Origin of the sequence: Streptomyces sp. NBC_01454, from assembly GCF_036227565.1 — a bacterium.
Classification (GTDB): Bacteria; Actinomycetota; Actinomycetes; order Streptomycetales; family Streptomycetaceae; genus Streptomyces.
In genome coordinates this window covers 3,268,920-3,290,543 of sequence record NZ_CP109460.1, presented here as the reverse complement: position 1 = coordinate 3,290,543, position 21,624 = coordinate 3,268,920, and the positions used below count along the sequence as shown (strand labels likewise).

Here is a 21,624-nt window from a genome sequence, read left to right as displayed (position 1 = left end):
CCTCGAACGACCAGATGCCGTTTCCCCTGGTGGCGAAGATCCCGTGGTCGGTGCTGCGGTCTCGGTAGGCCAGCCGCGGAACGCCCTGCGAGTCGAACCCCAAGCTTATCCGCACGGTGTCCGGTGCTGCGGTGCCGCCGGTGTTCTCCCGCGACCATTGACCGTTCTGCCGACGGGCCACCATCACGGCGGGGTTGACCTCCGAGCCGGACAGGTAGGCGATGGCGGGATCGCCATTGCCGTCCACGGTCAGGAAGGACTGGCCGAGGACGATACCGGAGTCGTCGACGGTCTCAAAAGTGAACTGGGTGGCTTGGGTGGTCATGACGAAGGTCCCCTTTTCCGTGTGGGAGGGCTTCGGGTTCGACGCCTCGGAGGGGCGCGGGTCTGTCATGCCTCTTCTCAGGTTAGGACGCCCGTCGGCGGCCCGCAGACCCATCACCGCCCGATGCTGGCGGCCGAGGAGTCCACTGCACGGGGCGTTCGCCAGGCGATGAAGGCTGGTGGAGGAGCTCAAGCGCCGTGTTGCAAACCCGCTCCTGGCCTCAAGGAAAATGAAACCGACGGGGTCCACACCTGTCCGCTGTGCCAGCACGCTCTGATGGGCGAGGGCACATTCGAGGTTTCCGCCCGACGAATCGAGTGAGCCCATGAGCGACGACGTCCTCTCTGTCATTCCGACCGACCCACACTGGCAGCCCGAGCAGGCCGCGGCTGACCGTACTGCGTCGATCGTGGAGGACCTGGCCCCCGGACTCCCCGACGGCGTCGACGTCGAGATTGACGTCACCTGGCACGACACACTCACCGTCGTCGACTGTGGTCAGAATCTGCAGAAGATCGGTTGTCCCCACTGCGGCGCGTCGATCGACACCGAGTGGTGGGGCGACCTACTCGAAGCCCACTGCGACGACGGCTTCGCAACCCTCGCCGTGGTGGTCCCCTGCTGCGGCACCGCGACCTCGCTGGACGCACTGGAGACTACGACTGGCCCTGTGGCTTTGCTCGATTCGAGATCGCCATCTGGAACCCCGAGCGCGCCTGGTTCAGCGACGAGGAACTGACCGCCGTCGGGGACGCACTCGGATATCCAGTGCAGCAAAACAGGGCCCACATCTGACACACCTCAGCCCGCGATGAACCCGACATCACGAGTTCAAATTCAGTAGGCAGGTCAAAAGGTCCTGATATGTACCTTATGGCGCTGAACAGTTCACTAAGTGGCTGTTGTCGTTCCGATCTTGAGGGGTGTGCGTCGAACGGGAGTCTCGATCGGGTGATCGCCGCTGGCCGTCGGCATGAAGGCAGGGCCTCTTGGTAGCTCGGGGTTGCGAAGCCAACCGAGATCCAGGAGACCCTGTTGCCGCAGTTGTACGCGTTCGCGCCAGTTCAGTTCAACTCGACTGCACTGTCGTGTGATTGTGTCGCTCACCGGTTCGGGAATGCGGCCGATCACCCGGAGCGTGTTCGGCGGTATCCGTCGGACATGACGGACGCGGAGTGGGAGACGGTCCGGCCGCTGCTGCCGATGCCGGCCTGGCTGCGCGGCCGGGGTGGGCAGCCGGAGGCGTATTGCCACCGCGCGATGCTGGACGCGATCCGCTACCTCGTCGACAACGGCATCAAGTGGCGTGCGATGCCCGGGGACTTCCCACCATGGGACCGGGTATATGCGTTCTTCCGCCGCTGGCGCGACCACGGCCTGGTCAAGGAGTTCCACGACCGGCTGCGCGGACAGGTCCGCGAGAAACTGGGCCGCGACGCGGCACCGACGGCCGGTGTGATCGACTCGCAGTCGGTCAAGGCGGACGCATTCGGCGGATCGGACAGCCGCGGCTTCGACGGCGGCAAACTCGTCAACGGCCGCAAGCGGCACGTCGTGGTCGACACGCTCGGCCTGCTGCTGGGCGTGATGGTCACCGCCGCGGACACCGGCGACCGCACCGCCGCCCACGTGCTGCTCGGGCAGGTCGCCGACGTGCACCACCGGCTGGAGCTGGTCTGGGCCGACGGTGGCTACACCGGCAGCCTCGTCGAGCACTGCCTGGTCGCGTTCGCGCTGGTCCTGGCAATCGTGAAACGCAGCGATGACATGCGCGGCTTCGTAGTGTTGCCCAAGCGGTGGATCGTCGAGCGGTTCTTCGCCACCTGATGCGCACCCGCCGTCTGGTGCGCGACTTCGAACGCCGCACCGCCAGTGCCAGGCGATGGTCTACTGGTCGATGACCCTGCTCATGACGCGTCGCCTTGCCCGGCCGGGCCCTGGGCGAGGGTGAACTGTCCCGGCTGTCGCTCGGCCAGCCAGCCCCGCGCGACCAGGCGTTTCGCCTTCGACCGCAGTGCCTCCACCTTGGCCGGCACCGCGTCCAGGCCGAACACCACGGCGAACTCCTGGCAGGTCAGCGGCCCTTGATGGAGCCGGTGTCGTCTCGCGAGGGCCTCGAGGATGCGCTGATAGTCCACCGACAGCACCGACCAGGCCAGCCCCTCACGCCACACCGGCACCTGCGACTTCGGTCTCGCCGCCTGCCTGGGCGCCGGGGGCGCGTCCGTGTCCCGCGGGCCGGAGGCGGTCTCCTCATCAGCGATGTTGCCGCCGTCCGGAGCCAGGACCGTGCCCACTCGCCTGCGGGCGATCGCCCACTCCTCCCACTCCCGCTCGGCCGCAGCCAGCTCCGCCTGGATGCGGTCGGCTTCCTCACGCAACCCGTCGACTCGACGGCGAGCGGCCAGCTCATGCCGTTCCAGCAGTCCGACGACCGACGGCATCCGCAACCTCCCGGAAAGCGACGACACGACATGCCACCACTTCCACCGAGTCACCCACGCTATGCCTGACCAGCGAAAACGCTGCCCTCACATTCGGAACGACAACAGCCACTAAGGATTCTGGGTGCCTGACGCGTTGCCAACCATTCTCATCGGCGGCCTGGGCGTAGTTGCCGGATGGCCAATGCGAACGGCTCGCAGGGAGCGCGACTGAGCAAGCTCCCTGCACCCTCGGCTCTGACGCCGACGCGTTCGATGAGCTCGTTCGTCTCGTTGCGGGACAGGGCGGCGAGCGGGCCGGTCATGTTGCCGGTGGCCACGACGGCCCCGCCCGCGAGCGGCCCGTCCCTGGCGGCCGCTGTGCCCGGCTCACTCTGACAATTCCGGACTCCGCCCACTGCTTGGCGTCAGCGCGCCCACGCCCTCCACTGAGAGATCGCCTCTTATTGTGCATCGGCCGCGGACGGTCGCAACTGGTTGCGATCCGTCCGCGGCGCCTTCAGCACACGAGTGGGTGCCGTGCTCCCGGGTTCGGCCGTGACGTTCCGCCGAATCACGCAGTCGGCGAGTGGCGAGTTCCCCGGTGTCCGAGTCCTGAGGCTCTGTCACTGGGCCTCCGGTCAGCGGAACCAGAAGGTGCCTACGCCCAGGTTGCAGTGATACCGGACTTGCCACACATTGGAAACGAAGGTTCCATCACTCAGGTCATGGAGACGTGAGCCGACGCAGAGGACCGCAACATGACCCAACCCATCCCTCGGATCAGAGGCGTCCATGCCGTCAACGATCTCCCCGTCGAAATCCCCCACCGTCATCCTGTCACTTCACTCATAGTTGATGGTGAGGACTTCACGCCGGGCGGAAAGGCTCATTTTGTGTTCACGACAGGGGGAAGGACCTTGGCGCAGGGGACGGCGGACGTGAAACAGAACGGATTGGTCAATTTTACTGCAACAGTAAGGCCCACACTTGAATGTGAGAGTTCGGTGTCCGCAGCGGGAAAGGATCTTAGTTCCGGCAAGAGTACCGATCATGTGTCCGCCGAAGTAGTGTGCCCCGACGGCTCCGGCAACCAGTGAGCGTTTTCAGCACGGCCACGGATCGGGTTTCGCTGGTGGTGTGCGAAATGCACGGGGCTCCCGTGCCGTTGGGGGAGGTGTTCGAAGTCTCAACCCACAGGCACAGGAGCCGCGTTGGTTCCGTATTCTGCCGCACTCGACCTGCCTCACGCCCTGGTCGAGTGGGTCACGATGCTCATCGTCACCCGCGAGGGTGACCGCCGCTGCAAGCTCCCGCCGCATCAGAGTGCGCTGGTCGGCCTGGTGTACCTGCGCCGGCACGACACCCTCGCCCAGATCGCCGCCGGGTTCGGCATCTCGGTGGGCACCGCCCACGCCTACACAGCCGCCGTCGTTTCGTCAATCTGCTCGCCGACCGCGCACCCGGCCTGCTCCGTGCCCTGCGCGAAGCGGACCCCGACTACGTCCTGCTGGACGGCACCCTCGCGGAGTGCGACCGGGTCGGCGACAGCCGGGCCGACTACTCCCACAAGCACCGCCGACACGGGGTGAACGTGCAGCTGGTGACCGATCCAGACGGCCGACTTCTGTGAATCTCACCCGCACTGCCCGGCCGCGCCCACGATCTGACGGCAGCGCGCAACCACCGGATCATCCGGATCTGCGAACGCCAAGGCGTCCCAGTCCTCGCTGACCGGGCCTACATGGGAGCCGGCGCGTGGGTGACGACACCCCTCAGACGCCCGCCGGGCCGCGAGCTCACACCGACCCAGCAAACCGTCAACCGTGCACTGTCCGCGGCCCGGGCCCCGGTTGAGCGCGGCGTCGCACGACTGAAGTCCTGGCGCATCTTCCGCCGATCCCGGTGCAGCCCGAATCGAATGACGTCAATCGCCGCCGCTGTCCTCACGCTGGAGCGGCAACGCTGAAAGAGCTCAGTGAGTGAGGGGGTGTCAAAGCGGGTTGGTGGTGGCGCTTCGGTGAACTCCTTCGGTCCGCCGGATCCCGTTCATCTCTTGCGGTCCTTCCGCGACCGGATCCTGTGATGCCGCTTCTGCATAGGGGTCGTGCGGGAACTTCGGATGTCTCCCGTGTCAGGGAAATTATTTTTCCGCAGGGAGGTGTGGGTGCCGGACGGAAGGGGGCGGTCGCCTTCGTGGCGGGGGGGGGAGGGATCTGGTCATCGTCGGGGCGGGTCCGGCGGTGAGGGGAAAAACGTGGCGCCTGCGCGGGAGTGGGTTTGCCACAAAGAACGGAGTACCGGGCGAGCGCAACCGGACAAAAATGTGATGTCCGCTAATGGGATGTCGTGAGGCGCAATCGGGTCCATGAGGTCCGGTCCGCCCGGAACCCGTGGCACAGTGAGTGCGGTCCGGAATTCAGGGAATTCCGCAGTTCTGAACCCACGTCGTCCCCGAAGAATTCGGAGTAGATCAATGGTCCGCAAGCGTGCGTTAGCACTCGCCGGCTCGGCCCTCGCCCTCGTGCTCGGCGCCGTCGGCTTCACCGCTCCGGCGCAGGCGGCCCCGAGCTGTCCGGCGGGGAGTCTGTGTACCTACAGCGGGTCCGGGCTGTCGGGCGCCGTCACGGTGATTCCCGCGTCGGACATGGAGAAGGCGGGGACCAACGGTGTGAAGCTGCCGGCGTCGGCCCGGTCGTTCGCCAACGGGACGCACTTCACCCTGCGGTACGGCCCCGCGCGGAAGGTGACCTGCGTCCGCTTCCCGTGCTACCAGTACGTCACCCTCGGGAAGATCGCCCCCGGTGCCCAGCTGCCGTCCCTCCCGTACCCCGGTGACGCCGTCACGGTGGGGCAGGACCTCGGCGACTGAGGGGCCATCACCCGGGTCACCCGGCCGGGGGAGGGCGGGGCGTCAGCCGTTTCTGCCCGTGCCCTACGCTGCGGCGCCCGGGGACTCCCCGGCCAGCCGCAGCTCGTAGTGGAGGGTCCGTTCCTTCTTGAGGCGGTGGGCCAGGGGTACCAGCAGCCCGTGGAGCAGCGGGTACTTCCGGGTCAGTGAGCGCTCCGCGCGCCGGTACTCGCGGGTCTGCGGATCCAGCAGCCGCACCCGCGCCCTGACGGCGGGTCCGGTGGGCCGCCCCCGCCAGGTGGACGCACAGATCTCCACCTCCGGGAAGTTCCGCATCCGCTTGGCCTTCCAGGCGCTGCCGTACGTCCGCAGATAGGCGTGATCGCCGTCGACGGCGATATTGACCGGTGTGCCGACGCCGTTGCCGTCGCGCTTGTACGTGGTCAGCAAGATCGTTGCTTGCCGCTCGAAGGGCGCGAGGCCGGGCACCGGGGGATTCGTCATGGCACCCATCCAGGCATATCCGCCCGTTCGGCCACAATGCGGTGCGTCCGTTCGGGGGAGTCCGAGGCCGGCGACCCGCTCGGTGGCGGCGCGAGCCCCGAAGGCCCGACACCGGGCCCCATGACCCAACGGCACAGGCCCCGGCGGAGATCCGCCGGGGCCTGTGCCGCGGTGTGCGGACGGGAGGGACCCGCCGCGCTACAGCTTGCCGATCACGTGGTCGACGCAGGCCGTCAGGGCCTCGACGTCCGCCGGGTCGATCGCCGGGAACATGGCGATCCGCAGCTGGTTGCGGCCGAGCTTGCGGTAGGGCTCGGTGTCGACGATGCCGTTGGCACGCAGGGCCTTGGCGACGGCGGCGGCGTCGATGCCCTCGTCGAAGTCGATGGTGCCGATGACCTGCGAGCGCTTGGCCGGGTCCGTGACGAACGGGGTGGCGTACTTGGAGTCCTCGGCCCAGCCGTAGAGGGTGCGCGAGGAGGTGGCGGTGCGGCGCACCGCCCAGTCCAGACCGCCCTGGCCGTTCATCCACTCCAGCTGCTCGTTGAGCAGGAAGAGGGTGGACAGTGCCGGGGTGTTGTACGTCTGGTTCTTCAGGGAGTTGTCGATCGCCGTGGGCAGCGAGAAGAACTCCGGGATGTGGCGGCCCGAGGCGTGGATGGCGCGGGCGCGCTCCAGGGCGGCGGGGGAGAAGGCCGCCAGCCACAGACCGCCGTCGGAGGCGAAGGACTTCTGCGGGGCGAAGTAGTAGACGTCGGTCTCGGTGATGTCCACGGGCAGACCGCCGGCGCCGGAGGTGGCGTCGACCAGGATCAGGGCGCCCTCGTCCGCGCCCGCGACCCGCTTGAGGGGGGCCGCGACGCCGGTCGAGGTCTCGTTGTGGGTGAAGCCGTAGACGTCGACACCCGCCTCGGCCTGCGGCTCCGGGTGGCTGCCCGGGTCGGCGGAGAGGACGGTGGGCTCCTCCAGCCACGGGGCCAGCTTGGCGGCCTTGGCGAACTTCGAGGAGAACTCACCGAAGGACAGGTGCTGGGACTTGCGCTCGATCAGGCCGTGGGTCGCGATGTCCCAGAACGCGGTGGAGCCGCCGTTGCCGAGGATGACCTCGTAACCCTCGGGGAGCTGGAAGAGGTCGCGTACGCCGTCGCGCACCGAGCCGACCAGGTTCTTGACCGGGGCCTGGCGGTGGGAGGTGCCGAGAAGGGAGCTACCGGTCGCGGCCAGGGCGCCGAGCGCCTCCGTTCGCACCTTGGAAGGGCCCGCGCCGAAGCGTCCGTCGGCGGGCTTGATGTCAGCGGGAATCTGGATATCAGCCACGGACGAAGCCTAATCCGTCGTGCTGCGGGGTTCTGCGGCGCGTCCAGCGGGTGAGATGCCGGCCGCTCGTACGGTGGACGGCCGCGGCGGCGCCTCACGGCGGCGGATCGTCGGCGGCGTAGACGGCGGTGAGCGCCGCCGCCGCCTCGGCCATCACCCGGCGGGCCTCGGGCGGGCCGAGAACCTCCAGGGAGTCGCCGAACTGCAGCAGCTGACGGACGGCCCGGATGACCGGGTAGGTCAGCTCGATCACCGCCCAGCCGGACTCGGCGTCGGCGTCGGCCACGTCCCCGGCAGCCGCTCCCTTCCCGCCGTCCGCACTGTCTCCGCCGTCCCCGTCGCCCCCGTCGTCCCCGCCGCCCCCCGTCCCCCCGCCCTCACCCGTACGGGGCAGCCCGGTCAGGGCCCCGCCGAGGATCCGTACCGCCAGGTCCAGCCGGTCCCGGCGGATCCGTGCGGTCACCCGGACGCCCGCGGGCCGGTCCTCCACCTGGCGCCGCAGCTGCTGCCAGACCTCGGCCAGCTCCACGCCCGCGCGGCGCCGTACCGGGGCGTCGGTCAGGGTCGCGGACGCCACCCGGTCGGCCCGGAAGAGCTGCGGGGCGCCGCGCCGGTCCGCGACGAGGTACCAGGTGCCGGCCTTGGCGACCAGCCCGTACGGGTCGACGGTGTAGGTCCGCCATTGGGTCTCGCCGCTGTGGCGGTAGCGGAGGCGCAGCCGCAGGTCGCTGAAGACGGCGGACTGCAGCTCGGCCAGGTCGGCCGAGGGGCGGGGGCCGCCCAGCCAGCGGTCCGGGTCGACCAGGATGCGGCGGCCGGTCAGTTCCGCGGCGGGGCGGTGCGGGGCGGGCAGCGCCGCCATCACCTTGCGCAGCGCCGAGCCGAGCGCCTCGTCCAGGCCGAGGGCGGTGTGGGCGCCCTCCGCGGCCAGGATGAACAGGGCGCGGGCCTCGTCGGCGGTCATGCCGGTGACGTCCGTACGGAAGCCGGGCAGCAGCGCGATCCCGCCGTGCCGGCCGCGCTCGGCGTAGACCGGCACCCCGGCCGCCGACAGCGATTCGACGTCGCGGTAGACGGTGCGCCGGGAGACCTCCAGCCGCTCGGCGAGCTCGCCGGCCGGCACCCGGCCGCGGGTCTGCAGCAGCAGGAGGATCGAGAGCAGACGGTCCGATTTCATCCGGGCCTTTATATATGACGGTGGGTGTCAAGTTATCGCGCCAGAGTGCGGGGCATGACGCACGACGACCTGGCACAACTGCCCGCCCCCGCACCCGCCCCGGCACCCACCCCCGCACCCACCCCCGGCGCTCCCTCCACCCCTGACGCCGCCGCCCTCGCCGCTCTCGGGCGAGGTGTCCGCGGCCCCGTTCTCGTCCCCGGGGACGAGGGGTACGACGCCGAGCGGTCCGGGTTCCAGCTGGCGTACCGGCACCGGCCGGCCGTGATCGTCGGGGCGGAGTCCGCCGGGGATGTCGTCGCCGCGGTCCGCTTCGCCCGCGACCACGGGCTGCCGATCGCCGTCCAGGCCACCGGGCACGGCCTGTCGGCGGCCACCGACGGCGGGCTGTTGATCAGCACCCGGCGGATGGCCGGGGTGACGGTCGACCCGGCCGCCCGCACCGTGCGGGTGGCGGCGGGCGCCGTCTGGGGGCAGGTCGTCGCGGCGGCGGCGCCCCACGGGCTGGCACCGCTCAACGGTTCCTCCCCGGGCGTCGGCGTCATCTCGTACACCCTCGGGGGCGGCGTCGGGGTGCTGGCCCGCACCTACGGGTACGCCGCCGACCTGGTGCGGTCGGTCGACCTCGTCACCGCTGACGGCCGCCTGCGGCACCTGACCGCGGAGCGCGATCCCGAGCTGTTCGGGGCGCTGCTGGGCGGTGGGCACGGCTTCGGGGTGGTGACGGCGATGGAGTGCGCGCTGGTGCCGGTGGCCCAGGTGTACGGCGGGCAGCTGGTGTTCGGCGGCGAGCAGCTCGACGAGGTCCTGGCGACGTACCTGGACTGGACCGCGACCGTTCCGGACGAGCTGACCTCCTCCCTCGCGCTGCTCGTCCACCCCGACCTCCCGCAGCTGCCCGAGGCGCTGCGCGGCCGCCATCTCGCGCACGTCCGGATCGCCTTCACGGGCGGCGCCGCCGACGGCGAGCGGCTGGTGGCGCCGCTGCGGGCGGTCGGGCCGCGGGTGCGCGACGACCTGCGCGAGATGCCGTACGCCGAGTCGCACACCATCCACCGCGACCCGAGCGACCCGCACGCCTACGACGGCGACAACGCGCTGCTGAGCGGGCTGGACCCGGCGGCGCTGCGGCGGGTGGCGGCACTGACCGGGCCGGCGGCCCCGGCCATGTGCGTGGTCCAGCTGAACCATCTGGGCGGGGCGATGGCGAGGACGGACGGGGCTGCCGGGGCCGTCGGGCACCGGGACGCCCGGTTCGCGCTGCGGCTGCTGTCGCCGCTGGGCGGGGCCGGCGACGAGGGCGGCGGCCCGTCCCTGGCGGCCGTCCGGGCGCTGCACGCCGAGGCGCTGGCGGCCGTCGCACCCTGGCGGCTCGGCCGCAGCGTGAACTTCCTCTTCGGCGGGCACGGGGCGCGGCCGGACGCCGCCGAGGTGGCGCGCAGTGTGCACGACGCGGGGGAGCACCGGCGCCTGGCCGCGCTCAAGGCTGTCCACGACCCGGAGAACGTCTTCCGCTTCCATCCGGGGGGACTCGGCGACGGGGCCGCGGACCGGGGCCAGTAGGGGACGGAGCGCCGGCCCCCGTCCGGAAATAGCCTCGCCGTCCGCAATTACCGGCCCCGCCGACGGGCCATGACCCCGCCGCAGTGGGCAGGCTGGGGACATGGCTGAGCGCACGGAGACGGAGCAGCGGAATCTGGCGGAGGAGTTGGCGGCCGCGGTGCGGGGGGAGGTCTCGTTCGCCGCGGCCGACCGGGCACTGATGACGATGGACGCGTCGAACTACCGGCGGGTGCCGATGGCGGTCGTCGCGCCCCGGGACGCCGAGGACGTCGCGGCGGCGCTGCGGGTGTGCCGGGAGCATGCGGTGCCGGTGGTGCCGCGCGGCGGCGGGACCAGCATCGCCGGGCAGGCGACCGGGGTGGGCGTGGTGCTGGACTTCACCCGGCACCTGAACCGCATCGTGTCGCTGGACCCCGCGGCCCGCACCGCCGTCGTCCAGCCCGGCGTCATCCTGGACGACCTGCGGGCGGCGGCCGGCGCCCACCGGCTGACCTTCGGCCCCGACCCCTCCACCCACAGCCGCTGCACCCTCGGCGGCATGATCGGCAACAACTCCTGCGGCTCGCACTCGGTGGCCTGGGGCACCACCGCCGACAGCGTCCGCGAGCTGGCGCTGCTGACGTACGGCGGCGAGCAGGTACGGGCCGGCCGCGGCACGGACCGCACCGGCGCGCCCACCGGCCTCCCGCCGCGGCTGCGGGACGGCGTGAAGGCGCTGGTGGACGCGGAGTTGGCGCTGCTGCGCACCGGCTACCCCGACCTCCCCCGCCGGATCTCCGGCTACGCCCTGGACGCCCTGCTCCCGGAGGCCGGCACCGACCTCGCCCGCGCCCTCACCGGCAGCGAGGGCACCCTCGGGGTGCTGACCGAGGCGACCGTGCGGCTCGTGGAGACCCCCGCCGCCCGGGCCCTGGCCGTCCTCGGCTACCCCGACGAGAGCGCCGCCGCCGAGGCCGCGCACACCCTCCTCCCGCACCGCCCGATGACCGTCGAGGGCATGGCCGCCGACCTGGTGGGCGACGCGGCCGGGCTGCCCAAGGGCGGTGCCTGGCTGTTCGTGGAGATGGGCGGCGCGAGCCCCGGTGAGGCGGCGGCCCGCGCCGAGGCGCTGTGCCGGGCGGCCGCGGACGGCACCACCGCGCACACCCTCGTCACCGACCCGGCCGGCCAGCGCGCCCTCTGGCGGATCCGTGAGGACGCCTCCGGCACCGCCACCCGGCTGTCGGACGGCAGTGAGGCCTGGCCCGGCTGGGAGGACTGCGCCGTCCCCCCGGCCCGACTCGGCCCGTATCTGCGGGACTTCCGCGCCCTGCTGACCCAGCACGGCCTGCGCGGCACCCCCTACGGCCACTTCGGCGACGGCTGCATCCACATCCGTATCGACTTCGACCTGCTGACCGCCCCCGGCATCCGCCGCTTCCGGGAGTTCTCCTACGACCTGGGCGAGCTGGTCGTCGCGCACGGCGGCTCGCTCTCCGGCGAACACGGCGACGGCCAGGCCCGCGCCGAACTCCTCCCGAAGATGTACGGCCCCGAACTCGTCGGCGTCTTCGAGCGGTTCAAGTCGCTGTGGGACCCGGCCGCCGGGCTCAACCCCGGCATGCTGGTCCGTCCCGCCCGGCTCGACGAGAACCTCCGCTTCGCGTCGCTGCCCAGGCGCCCGGTCCCGGTCGAGTTCGGCTACCCGCACGACCACGGCGACTTCTCGGCGGCCGTCCGCCGCTGCGTGGGCGTCGCCAAATGCCGCAACACCACGACGGGTCCGGGCTCGGCGGACGTCATGTGCCCGTCCTTCCGCGCCACCGGCGAGGAGCGGCACTCCACCCGGGGCCGGGCTCGGCTGCTGCACGAGATGCTCTCCGGGGAAGTGATCACGGACGGCTGGCAGTCGCCGGAGGTGCGCGACGCCCTCGACCTCTGCCTCTCCTGCAAGGGCTGCCGCAGCGACTGCCCCGTGGGCGTCGACATGGCCACCTACAAGGCGGAGTTCCTCCACCACCACTACGAGGGCCGGCTGCGGCCCGCCGCCCACTACTCCATGGGCCGCCTCCCCCAGTGGCTGCACGTCGCCGCCCCCCTGGCCCCCGCCCTCAACGCGCTGGCCCGTACACCGCTGGCCGCCCTCGGCAAACGCCTCGGCGGGATCGCCCCCGAGCGCCCGATCCCCGCACTGGCCACCGAGACCTTCACCCGCTGGTGGTGGCACCGGCGCCGGACCACCAAAGCCCCCGACGCCGCCGGCCGTACCGTCGTCCTCTGGCCCGACACCTTCACCAACCACCTCTCCCCTCAGGTCGGCCACGCCGCCGTCCGCGTCCTGGAAGCCGCCGGCCTGCGTCCCCTCCTCCCCCCGACCGCGCCCCCGCGCACCGGCGCCGCCGGCCTCCTCCCGCGCCGCCACCGCCCCCTGTGCTGCGGCCTGACCTACGTCTCCACCGGCCAGCTCGACCGGGCCCGCGCCGTCATGCGCCGCACGGTGGACGTGCTCGGCCCCCTCCTGCGGGACGGCCGCCCCCTGGTCGTCCTCGAACCCAGCTGCGCCGCCGCCCTCCGCACGGACCTGCCCGAACTCCTCCCCGACGACCCCCGGGCGGCCCGCCTGGCCCGCTCCGTACGGACCTTCGCCCAGGCCCTGGAGGAGCTGGCCCCCGACTGGCGGCCCCCGCGCCTCGACCGCCCCGTCGCCGGCCAGACCCACTGCCACCAGCACGCGGTCCTGGGCGACGCCGCCGACCGCCGGCTGCGCGAACGCGCCGGCCTCACGGGCCCGTTGGCCGGCGGCTGCTGTGGCCTGGCCGGCAACTTCGGCTTCGAGCGAGGCCACTACGACGTCTCGGTGGCCTGCGCCGAGGACCAACTCCTGCCCGCCGTACGCGAGGCCACCCCCGACACGGAAATCCTCGCCGACGGCTTCTCCTGCCGCACCCAGCTGGACCAGCTGGGCGACCGCCCGGGGCGGCATCTGGCGGAGGTGCTGGCGGAGGCGTTGGGGGAGGACGGCTCAGCCGGAGCGGGAGGGCCGGAGGGGAAGCCGGGCGTGCGGCGGGGGTAGGGCGGGTTCGAACGGGTCCTAACTGCCGATCTGGAGCATGACGCCGTCCCGCTCGATGGCGGCGTTCGGCTTCAGGTTGAATGTGATCGACCGGAAGGGCTGGGGTCTGCTGATGCGAATGCTGCCGTTGGAATCAGCAGGTGTGGTGTCCGTGGCGTTCTTCGCGACGCCCAGGACCACGTTGTTGTTCTCGATGGTGAAACCTTGGTCGCCGCTGAGTTTGGTGGCGACGGTATCGACGGGAAGCGTCAGGATGGAGCCGAGCGATCCCAGGTAGAAGACGGCGTCGTGTACCTCGGCGCCGAAGTCGACGGTGAACTCGGGGTTCGCGGGCTTGCTTGCGAGTTCTATGGCGTCGGACGTGGGCAGCGAGGGGTCGAATGACGATGTTCCGAACCCGGTGTACTCCTCGTGGAGATCTGCTTCGCCCAGGGGCCCGGTGACCGTCACCGTTCTGCCGTCCATGGCTCCGGTGGCTTTTTGATCACTATCGCGGGACGTCCAGTCGACGAACTTTTCTACCCTGCCGATCTGGAGCATGACGCCGTCCCGCTCGATGGCGGCGTTCGGTTTCAGGTTGAATGTGATCGACCGGAAGGGCTGGGGCCTGCTGATGCGAATGCTGCCGTTGGAATCAGCAGGTGTGGTGTCCGTGGCGTTCTTCGCGACGCCCAGGACCACGTTGTTGTTCTCGATGGTGAAACCTTGGTCGCCGCTGAGTTTGGTGGCGACGGTATCGACGGGAAGCGTCAGGATGGAGCCGAGCGATCCCAGGTAGAAGACGGCGTCGTGTACCTCGGCGCCGAAGTCGACGGTGAACTCGGGGTTCGCGGGCTTGCTTGCGAGTTCTATGGCGTCGGACGTGGGTAGCGAGGGGTCGAATGACGATGTTCCGAATCCGGTGTATTCCTCGTGGAGATCTGCTTCGCCCAGGGGCCCGGTGACCGTCACCGTTCTGCCGTCCATGGCTCCGGTGGCTTTTTGATCACTATCGCGGGACGTCCAGTCGACGAACGCGTGTTGTTCGGTTGTCATTGCCTCAGCCCTCCTGACGCTCTGACCATCTGAACGGAAAAGGCTCACCGCGGGGGTCCCATTACTTACGGCCCCCGGCCCCGGCCCCCGGCCCCCGGCCCCACCAGGGCACCTGTCTCCTCGCCCACGGCCGCACCCCACTGCGCTCGGCCTTCCAGGGGAGAGCAGTTGGGCCTCACAGCCGGACGATGTCCTGCCGTTGGACGCCTTTCTTCCAGAGTAGCGAGATATGCAATTCACGCCTCTCAGGGCCGTACCCGGGCCGGCATCGGCAGCGGATGCACCCTGCTCGCCGAGGGGGGAGGCCGGAGTGGCGGTATTCGAGCAGCTCCCAGCCCGTGGACTCGACCGGCTCACCGAACGCGAGCGCTCAGTACTGGGCCTCATGGCCGAGGGACTGTCCAACCAGGCCATCGGCAGCCGCCTCTTCCTCAGCGAAAGCACCGTCAGCAAAGACACCACCTCCCTGTTCGGCAAGCTCGGCATCACCGACGACGGCAACAGCAACCGCCGCGTCCGCGCCGTGCTCACTTACCTGAACAAGCCGTAGCTTGATCCGGGCGGGGCGCGTGCCGCGGGCAGGCGGTCCCGATTCCCTAAGGGACGCCCTCGTCCGGCGTCAGGGGCGCCCCGAACCCCGTCGACTGATCGGCTCGGCGCGGACCAGGTGTTCCCGGCGCACCGTCGGCGAGGGACAGAAAGAGGACCGGCCTGGCCGACCATTCCACCCACGACCCGGCGCAATCGAGGGCAAGGCCGCAAGGCTCGCTTCGCTGGAGCGCGGCCATGGCCCCCACCTGCCCTGGGCCGCCCAACACTCCCAGCACCCGCTGCCGTTCCCCCTCGGGGAGACCAGCAGCCACCTTCCTTGCATCCCCACCCATCAACCGCACCGCACATACAGGGCTGTGCGTGGCGAGAGCCGTCCAGGAGGCCAGACGATCCGCCTGCGCGGAGCGATACGCGAACCGCTCGCACCAGAAGCCGGGCGTGAGGAGCGTCGATGCCGCCTCCCGCGTCATGCCGCCTCCCGGATGCGAGGGGCCCCAACGGGGTTCGCGCTGTGGGCCCGGTCGGCCGGATGCGCCGAGAGCGCGTAGGCGCACCCTTCCGCATCAACTGCCCTGACGACGACGAGGATTCCGGCAGCGAGGCCGTCCCGGGCCCACCGGTATCCGGCCGCATCCTCCAGCCACGCGTGCACCACTCCGGCATACGGGGCGCCTAACTGCTGCGCCACGTGCTCCGCCCGCACCCGGACCCAGCTCAGGGCATGGCCCGGCGAGTACGACGTCCAGCCACCGAGGTCGATCGAGGAACCGTCCGGATGCCGTGCGAGGCCTCCGCCCGGTAGGCCACGAGCCTCGGAGTCGTCACGGCAGGTACCGCGCTGGTGTCAGGCAGGGGGCCGAGGCGTCGCCGACGGCCAACTCGACCCACACGGTCTTTCCGGTGGCGCCCCGGTCGACGCCCCAGCCACTTGCCAAGGCGTCCACCAGCACTAATCCACGCCCACATTCCTTGTCCTCCTCGGCTTCGTTCCGTACGGGCAGTTCGTCGCTCGCGTCCCACACCTCCAGCCGGAGCCGGCCGCCCGCCCACGCGAACCGGACACCGACGTCCGGTGCGTCGGACGCCTGCGCCTGCACGGCGTTGGTGACCAGCTCGGACAGCAACAGCTCGGCGGTGTTGGCCAGTTCTCCACGGATCTGCCAGGCCTGAAGCTGGTGCCAGAGAGCCCGACGGGCGTGGCCGGGGCACCGTCTGTCGACGGGGAAGCGGTGGGCGGCAGCGGGCGGCGGATCGGTGGTGAGTCGTGTTGCTACTGGTCGGGCGCGTGTGGACATGGCTATCCCCTTGCTGCGCATGACGGAGCGTCAAGATCACTTGTGTGTGACGAGCTTTGAACGCTCAGTGATGTTACGCATAGAGTGCACTCGCCCACAATGAGAACGCAATGATTGCGAACTGCTTCAGCGTGTTCGAACTGGGTTGAGTTGAGCCGTGGTGGTCGCCAGACTCGCGGTATCGCCGAGCCATCGAAGGGACCGCACGTGGCGGACAAGCGACAACATCCCCCAACCGTGAGACTCCGGCGGTTGGCCGCGGAGCTGCGCCGGCTACGTGCGGCTGCGGGGATGACCCGTGAGGAGGTCACGGAGAAGAAGGGGATCAACGCGGCGACGCTCTATCGCATCGAGAAGGCGCGCGCCCGACCGCAGAAGCGGACGCTGGTCGCCTTGCTCGACGTGTACGAGGCGACCGACGTGCAGCGGGCCGACCTCCTGGCCATCCAGACGGGCTCCAACGATCAGGGTTGGCTGCGTCCGTACCACTCGGAACTGCCCGAGGAATACACGGCCTACATCGGGTTCGAAGCGGAAGCGCGCACGGTGCGCAACTATGAGTCGCTGTTTCTCCCCGGTCTCGCCCAGACCGAGAACTACGCCCGCGCAGTCATCAGGGGCGTGTGGGCAGCGGCCAGCCACAAAGAGGTGGAGCAGCGAGTCCAGGCGCGCATGGAGCGCCAGGCGTTGCTCGGCAAGGAACACCCGCTACAGCTCTGGGCGATTGTCGATGAGGCGGCTCTACGACGGGTGGTCGGTGGGAGCAAGGTGATGCAGGAGCAGGCGCGTCACCTGCTCAGGCTCATGGAGGAACCGAACGTCACGTTCCAGGTGATCCCCTTCGACAAGGGGGCGCATGCAGGTATGCCCGGCAGCTTCGTGCACATGGACTTCCCGGATCCTGCGGACCCGGAGCTGGTCTACGTAGACACCCCGGCGGGTGATCTGTTCCTGGAGTCTGAGGCGGAGATGCGCCGCTACAAGTCGATGTTCGAGCACCTGCAAGCCGTGGCCTTGGGGCCGAACGACAGTGCTGCCCTGCTGGCTAAGGTTGCGGCAGCGAGAGACTAAGAAGAGGTGTTGGGAATGGGCTACGACCTCTCCGGCATAGCGTGGCGGAAGAGCAGTTACAGCAGTGCGAACGGTCAGTGCGTGGAAGTCGCTGATGGTCTGCCGGGCATCGTTCCCGTACGGGACAGCAAGCACCCCGCCGGCCCCAGCCTGGCCTTCGGCGCAAGGGCGTGGACCTCGTTCCTGGCGAAGCTGAAGGCGGACCACCCCACGGCCTTTTGAGGCTGCGGGCGTGAGGCTGGTAGTAAGCAAGAAAGTGCCCCCTGGTCAAGCATTTGGCCCAGGGGGCACTTGCCGTCACAGGCAGCCTCAGCGCAAGCCCTCAAGCGCCTTCAAGATGAGCGTTCGCGCCTCCGCGCCGAACACGGCCATGCCCTGAAGCTGCTCGAACGCCTTCACGTAGAGGGCGACTTCGGAGGGCTGGGTGATTTTCACCTCTGCCGATAGCAGCTCGACCGAGACCAACCGGGCATCGTATACGTGAAACGTCTCGTGCGGCAGCTGCACCCGCTGGCTCGTCGTCTTCGGGATGATTCCGAGGGATACGGACGGCAGGGCATCGATCGTCAGCAGGTGGCCCAGCTGACGAGTCATCGCCTCCTTGCCTCCGAACTGGTGGTACAGCACAGCTTCTTCGATGATCAGAACAGACTCATGCCCTGGCTCACGGGTGATGCGGGTCCGCTCGACTCGCGCCCGCGCGGCCTCCGCACTGTCGTCGAAGGGAAGTTCCTCGGATTCGGCGATTGTGCGCAGCACTGCGGCCGCATAGCCCTCGGTCTGCAGCAGGCCTGGCATGAGGGTGGAGGAGTAGATGCGGAACAGCTGGGTCTCGTGGAATAACGAACCCAAGCTTTCCTGTAGGGGCTTCAGCCCGTCGCGCATCTGATGGTGCCACTCGGTGTATGTCGACCCGGAGTTCGGTGACTGCGAAATTTCGTTCCCCTTCTGCATCCAGTAATCCGGTTACGACTCACTCGTGGGCTGCGGATACCAACGCCGCGAAGTGCCCGAAGGGGTAGGAGTGATGAAGCGCGGCATCGCGGAACTGGGCGTACCGCATCACTTCCGCCGGCTCCGTGATCAATTCGACATGGAGAAGGGTGTCTGCCTCGTCGAAATGCAAGAGGGCGATGAATCGCGAGTCGAAGATCCAGAAGTCCTCGGTGGGTAGTTGGAGCCGCTCGGCGTCGGCGCGCCACAGGTTGCGCATGTCCTCTCCTGTGGCTGAGTTCCGCTTAGCGTTGTCGAGTAGATACAGCTGACCGGTCGTCGGAGGATTGTCGACGATACGGACCCGGCCGACGCACTTACCGGCCGCCGTCTGCGCACGCATGTTCCGGCACCAGTCGTCATCGGGGTCCCATGCCACTGTGCCCGTCTCGATGAACTCGCGGTAGGTCGCGTCCTCACGGTCGGAGGCATAGCCGCGGCGACTCTCCAGGCGCCATGCTGAGTGCTCGAAAGTCTTGAAAAGCTCATTGAACTCGTTCAGATTGATAGTAGTGGACACTTGGTGGCCTCCTTGACTTCAGTTCAGCACTGAATGGGCGCTTTGAATTGCACGGAATCAGTGTGCGCTGAGGGCTCGCCGGGCCCCATTTATGACGTTCTGCGCCTTGGGGCCGTAGACCGCAGATTCCTGCAGCGTGTTCCAGACCTTCATGTATGTGGTGACGCTCTGCGCGTCGTCCAGCCAAAGCTCCGCGTGCCAGTCCTCAACGATCGCGACCCGCTCATCCAGTACCCAAAAGCCATTGGCCGGCGGAATCTTCAGCGGCGCACTGAAGGGCACAATGCCCAATTCAACCGTGTCGAGACCGATGAGACCCGCAAGGCGGTCGAGCTGAGCGGCAAGCACGGAAGGCGGGCAAACCAGAGCATGCAGGACTGCCTCCCACATGATGATCCGGTACTTCTTCCCCGCCTTGTACAGACCTTCTTGCCTTTGCAGGCGTGCTCGGACCGCGTCCTCGGTGTCGCGGGGCGACTCGTGCAAGCTCGCATAGCGCGTGAAGATGTGACGTGCGTAGTCAGCTGTCTGAAGTTGCCCCACGATCATGGCGCCTTGCCATGCGTGGAAGACGGAAGTCCGCACGTGCTCCGCATTGTGGGTGTCCTGTACGGCTCGGTGCCCCGAGGCGAGCTGTCGACGCCACGAGCGAACCTGGGATTCGAGGGCGGCCACCCGGGAGATCAATTCTCCTGCCGTTTCCGGTTGGCGGGTGGCCTCTGCCCAGGCTCGCAGGTCACCGGCGGTGGCAGTCTGCCGGCCGTTTTCCAGTTTGCTGATCTTGGAGTGTGGCCAGCGCAGCCGTTCGGCAAGTTGGGCTCCGGTGAGCCGACCTTCAGGGCAGGAGTGTCGCAGCTCCCTGAGTCGGTCGCCCAGGGCTTCTCGCGCCTGCTGGAAGTCAGTACTCACCGGGCCATTGTCACCGTTGCGCCGCGGCTGTCGCCTCCGCGAACTTCTGGTACGGGACGGCGTAATGCCAGGCGGCGTCGCGTGCCTGGGCGTAGCGGTTGACGGCGACCGGTTCGGTGATCAGCTCGACGTCGATCAGGTTGTCCGAGTCGTCGAAGTTGAGCAGAGCGACGAACCGGGAGTCGAAGATCCAGAAGTCCTCTTCCGGCAAATGGAGTTGCTCGGCATCGGCGCGCGAGAGGTTGCGAATGTCTTCGCCCACGGCGCTGTTCCGCTTCGCGTTGTCGAGCAGGTAGAGCTGTCCGGCAGTCGGAGGGTTGTCGACGATGCGGACTCGCTCGAAGCGCTTACCGAGCGCGGACTGCTCCCGACGCTTGACGCACCACTCCGAGTCGACGCCTTCCCACTTCACGGGCTCGCCCCGGTTGAACTGCGCGTAGGTTTCGGTGCCTTCGTCGCTCGCATAGCGGCGCCGAGTCTCCAGCCGCCACGCCGTGTGCTTGAAGGAGGTGAAGAGCCGGCCGAATTCGTCCAGGTCGATGATGCGTGGCACGCGAGTGGTCTCCTTCGGGCCGAAGTCAACCAGCAACTCACAGGGTAAGACGATCGCCGTCTCGCCCTCGGACAGGTGCTGGAGCTGGGTGATGTCGCGGCGGTCGGTGAGTGGCGGACCGTGCACGATGATCTCACCCGTGTCCAGGTCCTCATGGACGGAAGGGCATCCGTCGGTGCCGCTTCCGGTGCCGTTGAAGCGCAGTCGCCTCATGATTACGTCCCTTCGTTTGGACTGACTCACTCAGCATTCAAGGGCGCGAAGCGCGGCGGTACAGGGTCCGCCCACCTAGGTGAGAAGAGTAGAGAAAGTCCTGTCGCGGCACGAGAAACTTCGAGAAACTTTCCTCGCGATGCCCACCTGCGGGTCCCTAACGTCCCGTCCATGACCACACCGGACAAGCAGCGTCGGGCCGACCCCACCGAAGGGGCTGAGTCCTCGCGCGATGCCCTGGCCTCTGGCGGGACCGCCTCCCTGTCGCCCCAAGGCGACGATGCGTCATCTGACCTGCGGTTCGTGGCGCTGGGGCGAGTCCAGGCAGAGCATCGCTGCCCCACATGCCAAGACCTGGAGCGCGGCCGGAAGCAAGCCGCGGCGGCCCGGGATCTCAGCAGAGTGACCGACTTCCACGTCCTCATCGCGCGCCATCGTGCGCGGCACGGGGCGGAGTCGTGAGCGGGAGCGGGCGGCTGTGAAAGCTCCCGCCCCGGCCGTCATTCCCTGGCAGGACACGGCCGGAGCGGGTGGGCCCTTAAGGGGGCCTCGTACGGGCACGGCGACGCGCGGACCGACCGTGCGCCGAGTCAGCACCCGAGGAGATGACCATGCGATTCCGCCTCGACCCGGTCAAGTACGGCGGCGATGAGGACGACGACCAGGGCGGTAGCCCCAACGGAGGTTGCGGTGACGGGCAGGGCTGTGGCCGTCAGTAGGCCGTGAATCCGGGCGGCCCTCGGCCTCCACCGCGGCGGGGGCCGACCGTTCGGACCAGTGCCGGTGGGGCTTCGCGTGAAGGAGAGAGATGGCCGGACCTCATCACCACGCCTACGTCTGGCTCGGCAGCGGCGATGTCCTCGTCAAGCCGGGGGATGCGCAGCGGCGTCCGGGCCACCCGGAGTTTCGCACTGCCCAGGTGATGCCGCTGGAGTGCGCGGACTGGCTGCTGAAGACGGCCGGGCGGATCGAGGCGACGTTCGAGGAGCCGAAGGAGGGGGCCGAGTGGTATGCGGCGCAACTCCAGGGATACGCCGGGCTTTTCGACGGGGCGGGGATGCCGGACCCGTCGTACGACGAGACCGTGCGTGCGCTGGCTGCCGGGGAGGACCGGGTCGGGGGGTGGTGGGTGAGCGGGGGGCGGTTTCTCTCGGTCAATCTGATTGCGTGCAGTCCGCACCGGGTGCGTCGGGACTACGCCTGCCCGCTGCGGTAGATCGGCAGGGTGCGGCCCACCGGCATTCTGAACTCGCCGCCCCACGACGGCGGTC

20 protein-coding genes and 1 pseudogene are annotated in these 21,624 nt (G+C 69.2%); 11 read left to right on the top strand and 10 right to left on the bottom strand.

All coding sequences use genetic code 11. The annotated features are described in order from the left end of the window. Positions 1 to 650: 650 nt before the first annotated feature. Entirely contained in the window at positions 651 to 1,064 is a 414-nt protein-coding gene (locus OIU81_RS14275; RefSeq protein ID WP_329147699.1) for a hypothetical protein, read from the top strand. Between the two features lie 422 nt (positions 1,065 to 1,486). Beyond that, positions 1,487 to 2,152 carry an IS5 family transposase gene (locus OIU81_RS14270; RefSeq protein ID WP_329147697.1) on the top strand — a complete coding sequence of 222 codons (666 nt, stop codon included), beginning with the start codon at positions 1,487 to 1,489 and terminating at the stop codon, positions 2,150 to 2,152. Between the two features lie 80 nt (positions 2,153 to 2,232). Here the strand turns inward: OIU81_RS14270 and OIU81_RS14265 are convergent, their stop codons facing one another. Then, complete coding sequence (locus OIU81_RS14265) at positions 2,233 to 2,769, bottom strand: hypothetical protein (RefSeq protein ID WP_329141763.1); 537 nt, start codon at positions 2,767 to 2,769, stop codon at positions 2,233 to 2,235. A gap of 740 nt (positions 2,770 to 3,509) precedes the next feature. Here OIU81_RS14265 and OIU81_RS14260 point away from each other — a divergent pair. From OIU81_RS14260 to OIU81_RS14250, 3 genes and pseudogenes are all read left to right on the top strand, one after another. After that, entirely contained in the window at positions 3,510 to 3,848 is a 339-nt protein-coding gene (locus OIU81_RS14260) for a hypothetical protein (protein ID WP_329147695.1), read from the top strand. A 114-nt stretch (positions 3,849 to 3,962) separates the two neighbouring features. Further along, positions 3,963 to 4,717, top strand: a pseudogene (locus OIU81_RS14255) (transposase). 507 nt (positions 4,718 to 5,224) lie between these two features. After that, positions 5,225 to 5,620 carry a peptidase inhibitor family I36 protein gene (locus OIU81_RS14250; RefSeq protein ID WP_329147693.1) on the top strand — a complete coding sequence of 132 codons (396 nt, stop codon included), beginning with the start codon at positions 5,225 to 5,227 and terminating at the stop codon, positions 5,618 to 5,620. A gap of 63 nt (positions 5,621 to 5,683) precedes the next feature. On the opposite strand, the gene OIU81_RS14245 is transcribed toward OIU81_RS14250, so the two are convergent. From OIU81_RS14245 to OIU81_RS14235, 3 genes are all read right to left on the bottom strand, one after another. Continuing rightward, the gene (locus OIU81_RS14245) at positions 5,684 to 6,103 is read right to left on the bottom strand and encodes a PPOX class F420-dependent oxidoreductase (protein ID WP_329147691.1); all 420 of its coding nucleotides are present in this window, start codon (positions 6,101 to 6,103) and stop codon (positions 5,684 to 5,686) included. A gap of 198 nt (positions 6,104 to 6,301) precedes the next feature. Then, the gene (gene serC, locus OIU81_RS14240) at positions 6,302 to 7,420 is read right to left on the bottom strand and encodes a phosphoserine transaminase (RefSeq protein ID WP_329147690.1); all 1,119 of its coding nucleotides are present in this window, start codon (positions 7,418 to 7,420) and stop codon (positions 6,302 to 6,304) included. Between the two features lie 94 nt (positions 7,421 to 7,514). Continuing rightward, on the bottom strand, positions 7,515 to 8,597 hold the full coding sequence (locus tag OIU81_RS14235) for a helix-turn-helix transcriptional regulator (RefSeq protein WP_329147688.1): 1,083 nt from the start codon (positions 8,595 to 8,597) through the stop codon (positions 7,515 to 7,517). A gap of 54 nt (positions 8,598 to 8,651) precedes the next feature. Here OIU81_RS14235 and OIU81_RS14230 point away from each other — a divergent pair, with 54 nt between their 5' ends. Beyond that, complete coding sequence (locus OIU81_RS14230; protein ID WP_329147686.1) at positions 8,652 to 10,160, top strand: FAD-binding oxidoreductase; 1,509 nt, start codon at positions 8,652 to 8,654, stop codon at positions 10,158 to 10,160. A gap of 100 nt (positions 10,161 to 10,260) precedes the next feature. Then, positions 10,261 to 13,212: an FAD-binding and (Fe-S)-binding domain-containing protein gene (locus OIU81_RS14225; RefSeq protein ID WP_329147684.1), complete on the top strand. Its 2,952-nt coding sequence runs from the start codon at positions 10,261 to 10,263 to the stop codon at positions 13,210 to 13,212. Between the two features lie 18 nt (positions 13,213 to 13,230). Here OIU81_RS14225 and OIU81_RS14220 read toward each other — a convergent pair whose 3' ends face one another. Then, a complete protein-coding gene (locus OIU81_RS14220; RefSeq protein WP_329147682.1) occupies positions 13,231 to 14,247 on the bottom strand; it encodes a hypothetical protein in 1,017 nt (338 codons plus the stop codon). A gap of 310 nt (positions 14,248 to 14,557) precedes the next feature. On the opposite strand from OIU81_RS14220, the gene OIU81_RS14215 reads away from it, so the two are divergent. Then, entirely contained in the window at positions 14,558 to 14,797 is a 240-nt protein-coding gene (locus OIU81_RS14215) for a response regulator transcription factor (protein ID WP_443073989.1), read from the top strand. 823 nt (positions 14,798 to 15,620) lie between these two features. Here the strand turns inward: OIU81_RS14215 and OIU81_RS14210 are convergent. Further along, a complete protein-coding gene (locus OIU81_RS14210; RefSeq protein WP_329147680.1) occupies positions 15,621 to 16,094 on the bottom strand; it encodes an ATP-binding protein in 474 nt (157 codons plus the stop codon). A 252-nt stretch (positions 16,095 to 16,346) separates the two neighbouring features. Between OIU81_RS14210 and OIU81_RS14205 the strand changes: the two genes are divergently transcribed. Then, complete coding sequence (locus OIU81_RS14205) at positions 16,347 to 17,165, top strand: helix-turn-helix domain-containing protein (RefSeq protein WP_329147678.1); 819 nt, start codon at positions 16,347 to 16,349, stop codon at positions 17,163 to 17,165. Positions 17,166 to 17,180: 15 nt separating this feature from the next. Beyond that, positions 17,181 to 17,387, top strand: a complete 207-nt coding sequence (locus tag OIU81_RS14200) for a DUF397 domain-containing protein (protein ID WP_329147676.1) — start codon at positions 17,181 to 17,183, stop codon at positions 17,385 to 17,387. Between the two features lie 87 nt (positions 17,388 to 17,474). Here OIU81_RS14200 and OIU81_RS14195 read toward each other — a convergent pair whose 3' ends face one another. The 4 genes from OIU81_RS14195 to OIU81_RS14180 form a co-directional block, all read right to left on the bottom strand. After that, positions 17,475 to 18,050, bottom strand: coding sequence for a DUF5753 domain-containing protein (locus tag OIU81_RS14195; protein WP_329147674.1), 576 nt, complete (start codon positions 18,048 to 18,050; stop codon positions 17,475 to 17,477). An 88-nt stretch (positions 18,051 to 18,138) separates the two neighbouring features. Beyond that, positions 18,139 to 18,678: a DUF6879 family protein gene (locus OIU81_RS14190; RefSeq protein ID WP_329147673.1), complete on the bottom strand. Its 540-nt coding sequence runs from the start codon at positions 18,676 to 18,678 to the stop codon at positions 18,139 to 18,141. Between the two features lie 57 nt (positions 18,679 to 18,735). After that, complete coding sequence (locus OIU81_RS14185; protein ID WP_329147671.1) at positions 18,736 to 19,587, bottom strand: helix-turn-helix domain-containing protein; 852 nt, start codon at positions 19,585 to 19,587, stop codon at positions 18,736 to 18,738. A 10-nt stretch (positions 19,588 to 19,597) separates the two neighbouring features. Then, positions 19,598 to 20,356, bottom strand: coding sequence for a DUF6879 family protein (locus tag OIU81_RS14180; RefSeq protein WP_329155145.1), 759 nt, complete (start codon positions 20,354 to 20,356; stop codon positions 19,598 to 19,600). An 805-nt stretch (positions 20,357 to 21,161) separates the two neighbouring features. Between OIU81_RS14180 and OIU81_RS14175 the strand changes: the two genes are divergently transcribed. Further along, positions 21,162 to 21,569, top strand: a complete 408-nt coding sequence (locus OIU81_RS14175) for a hypothetical protein (protein WP_329147670.1) — start codon at positions 21,162 to 21,164, stop codon at positions 21,567 to 21,569. The last annotated feature ends 55 nt before the right edge of the window (positions 21,570 to 21,624 follow it).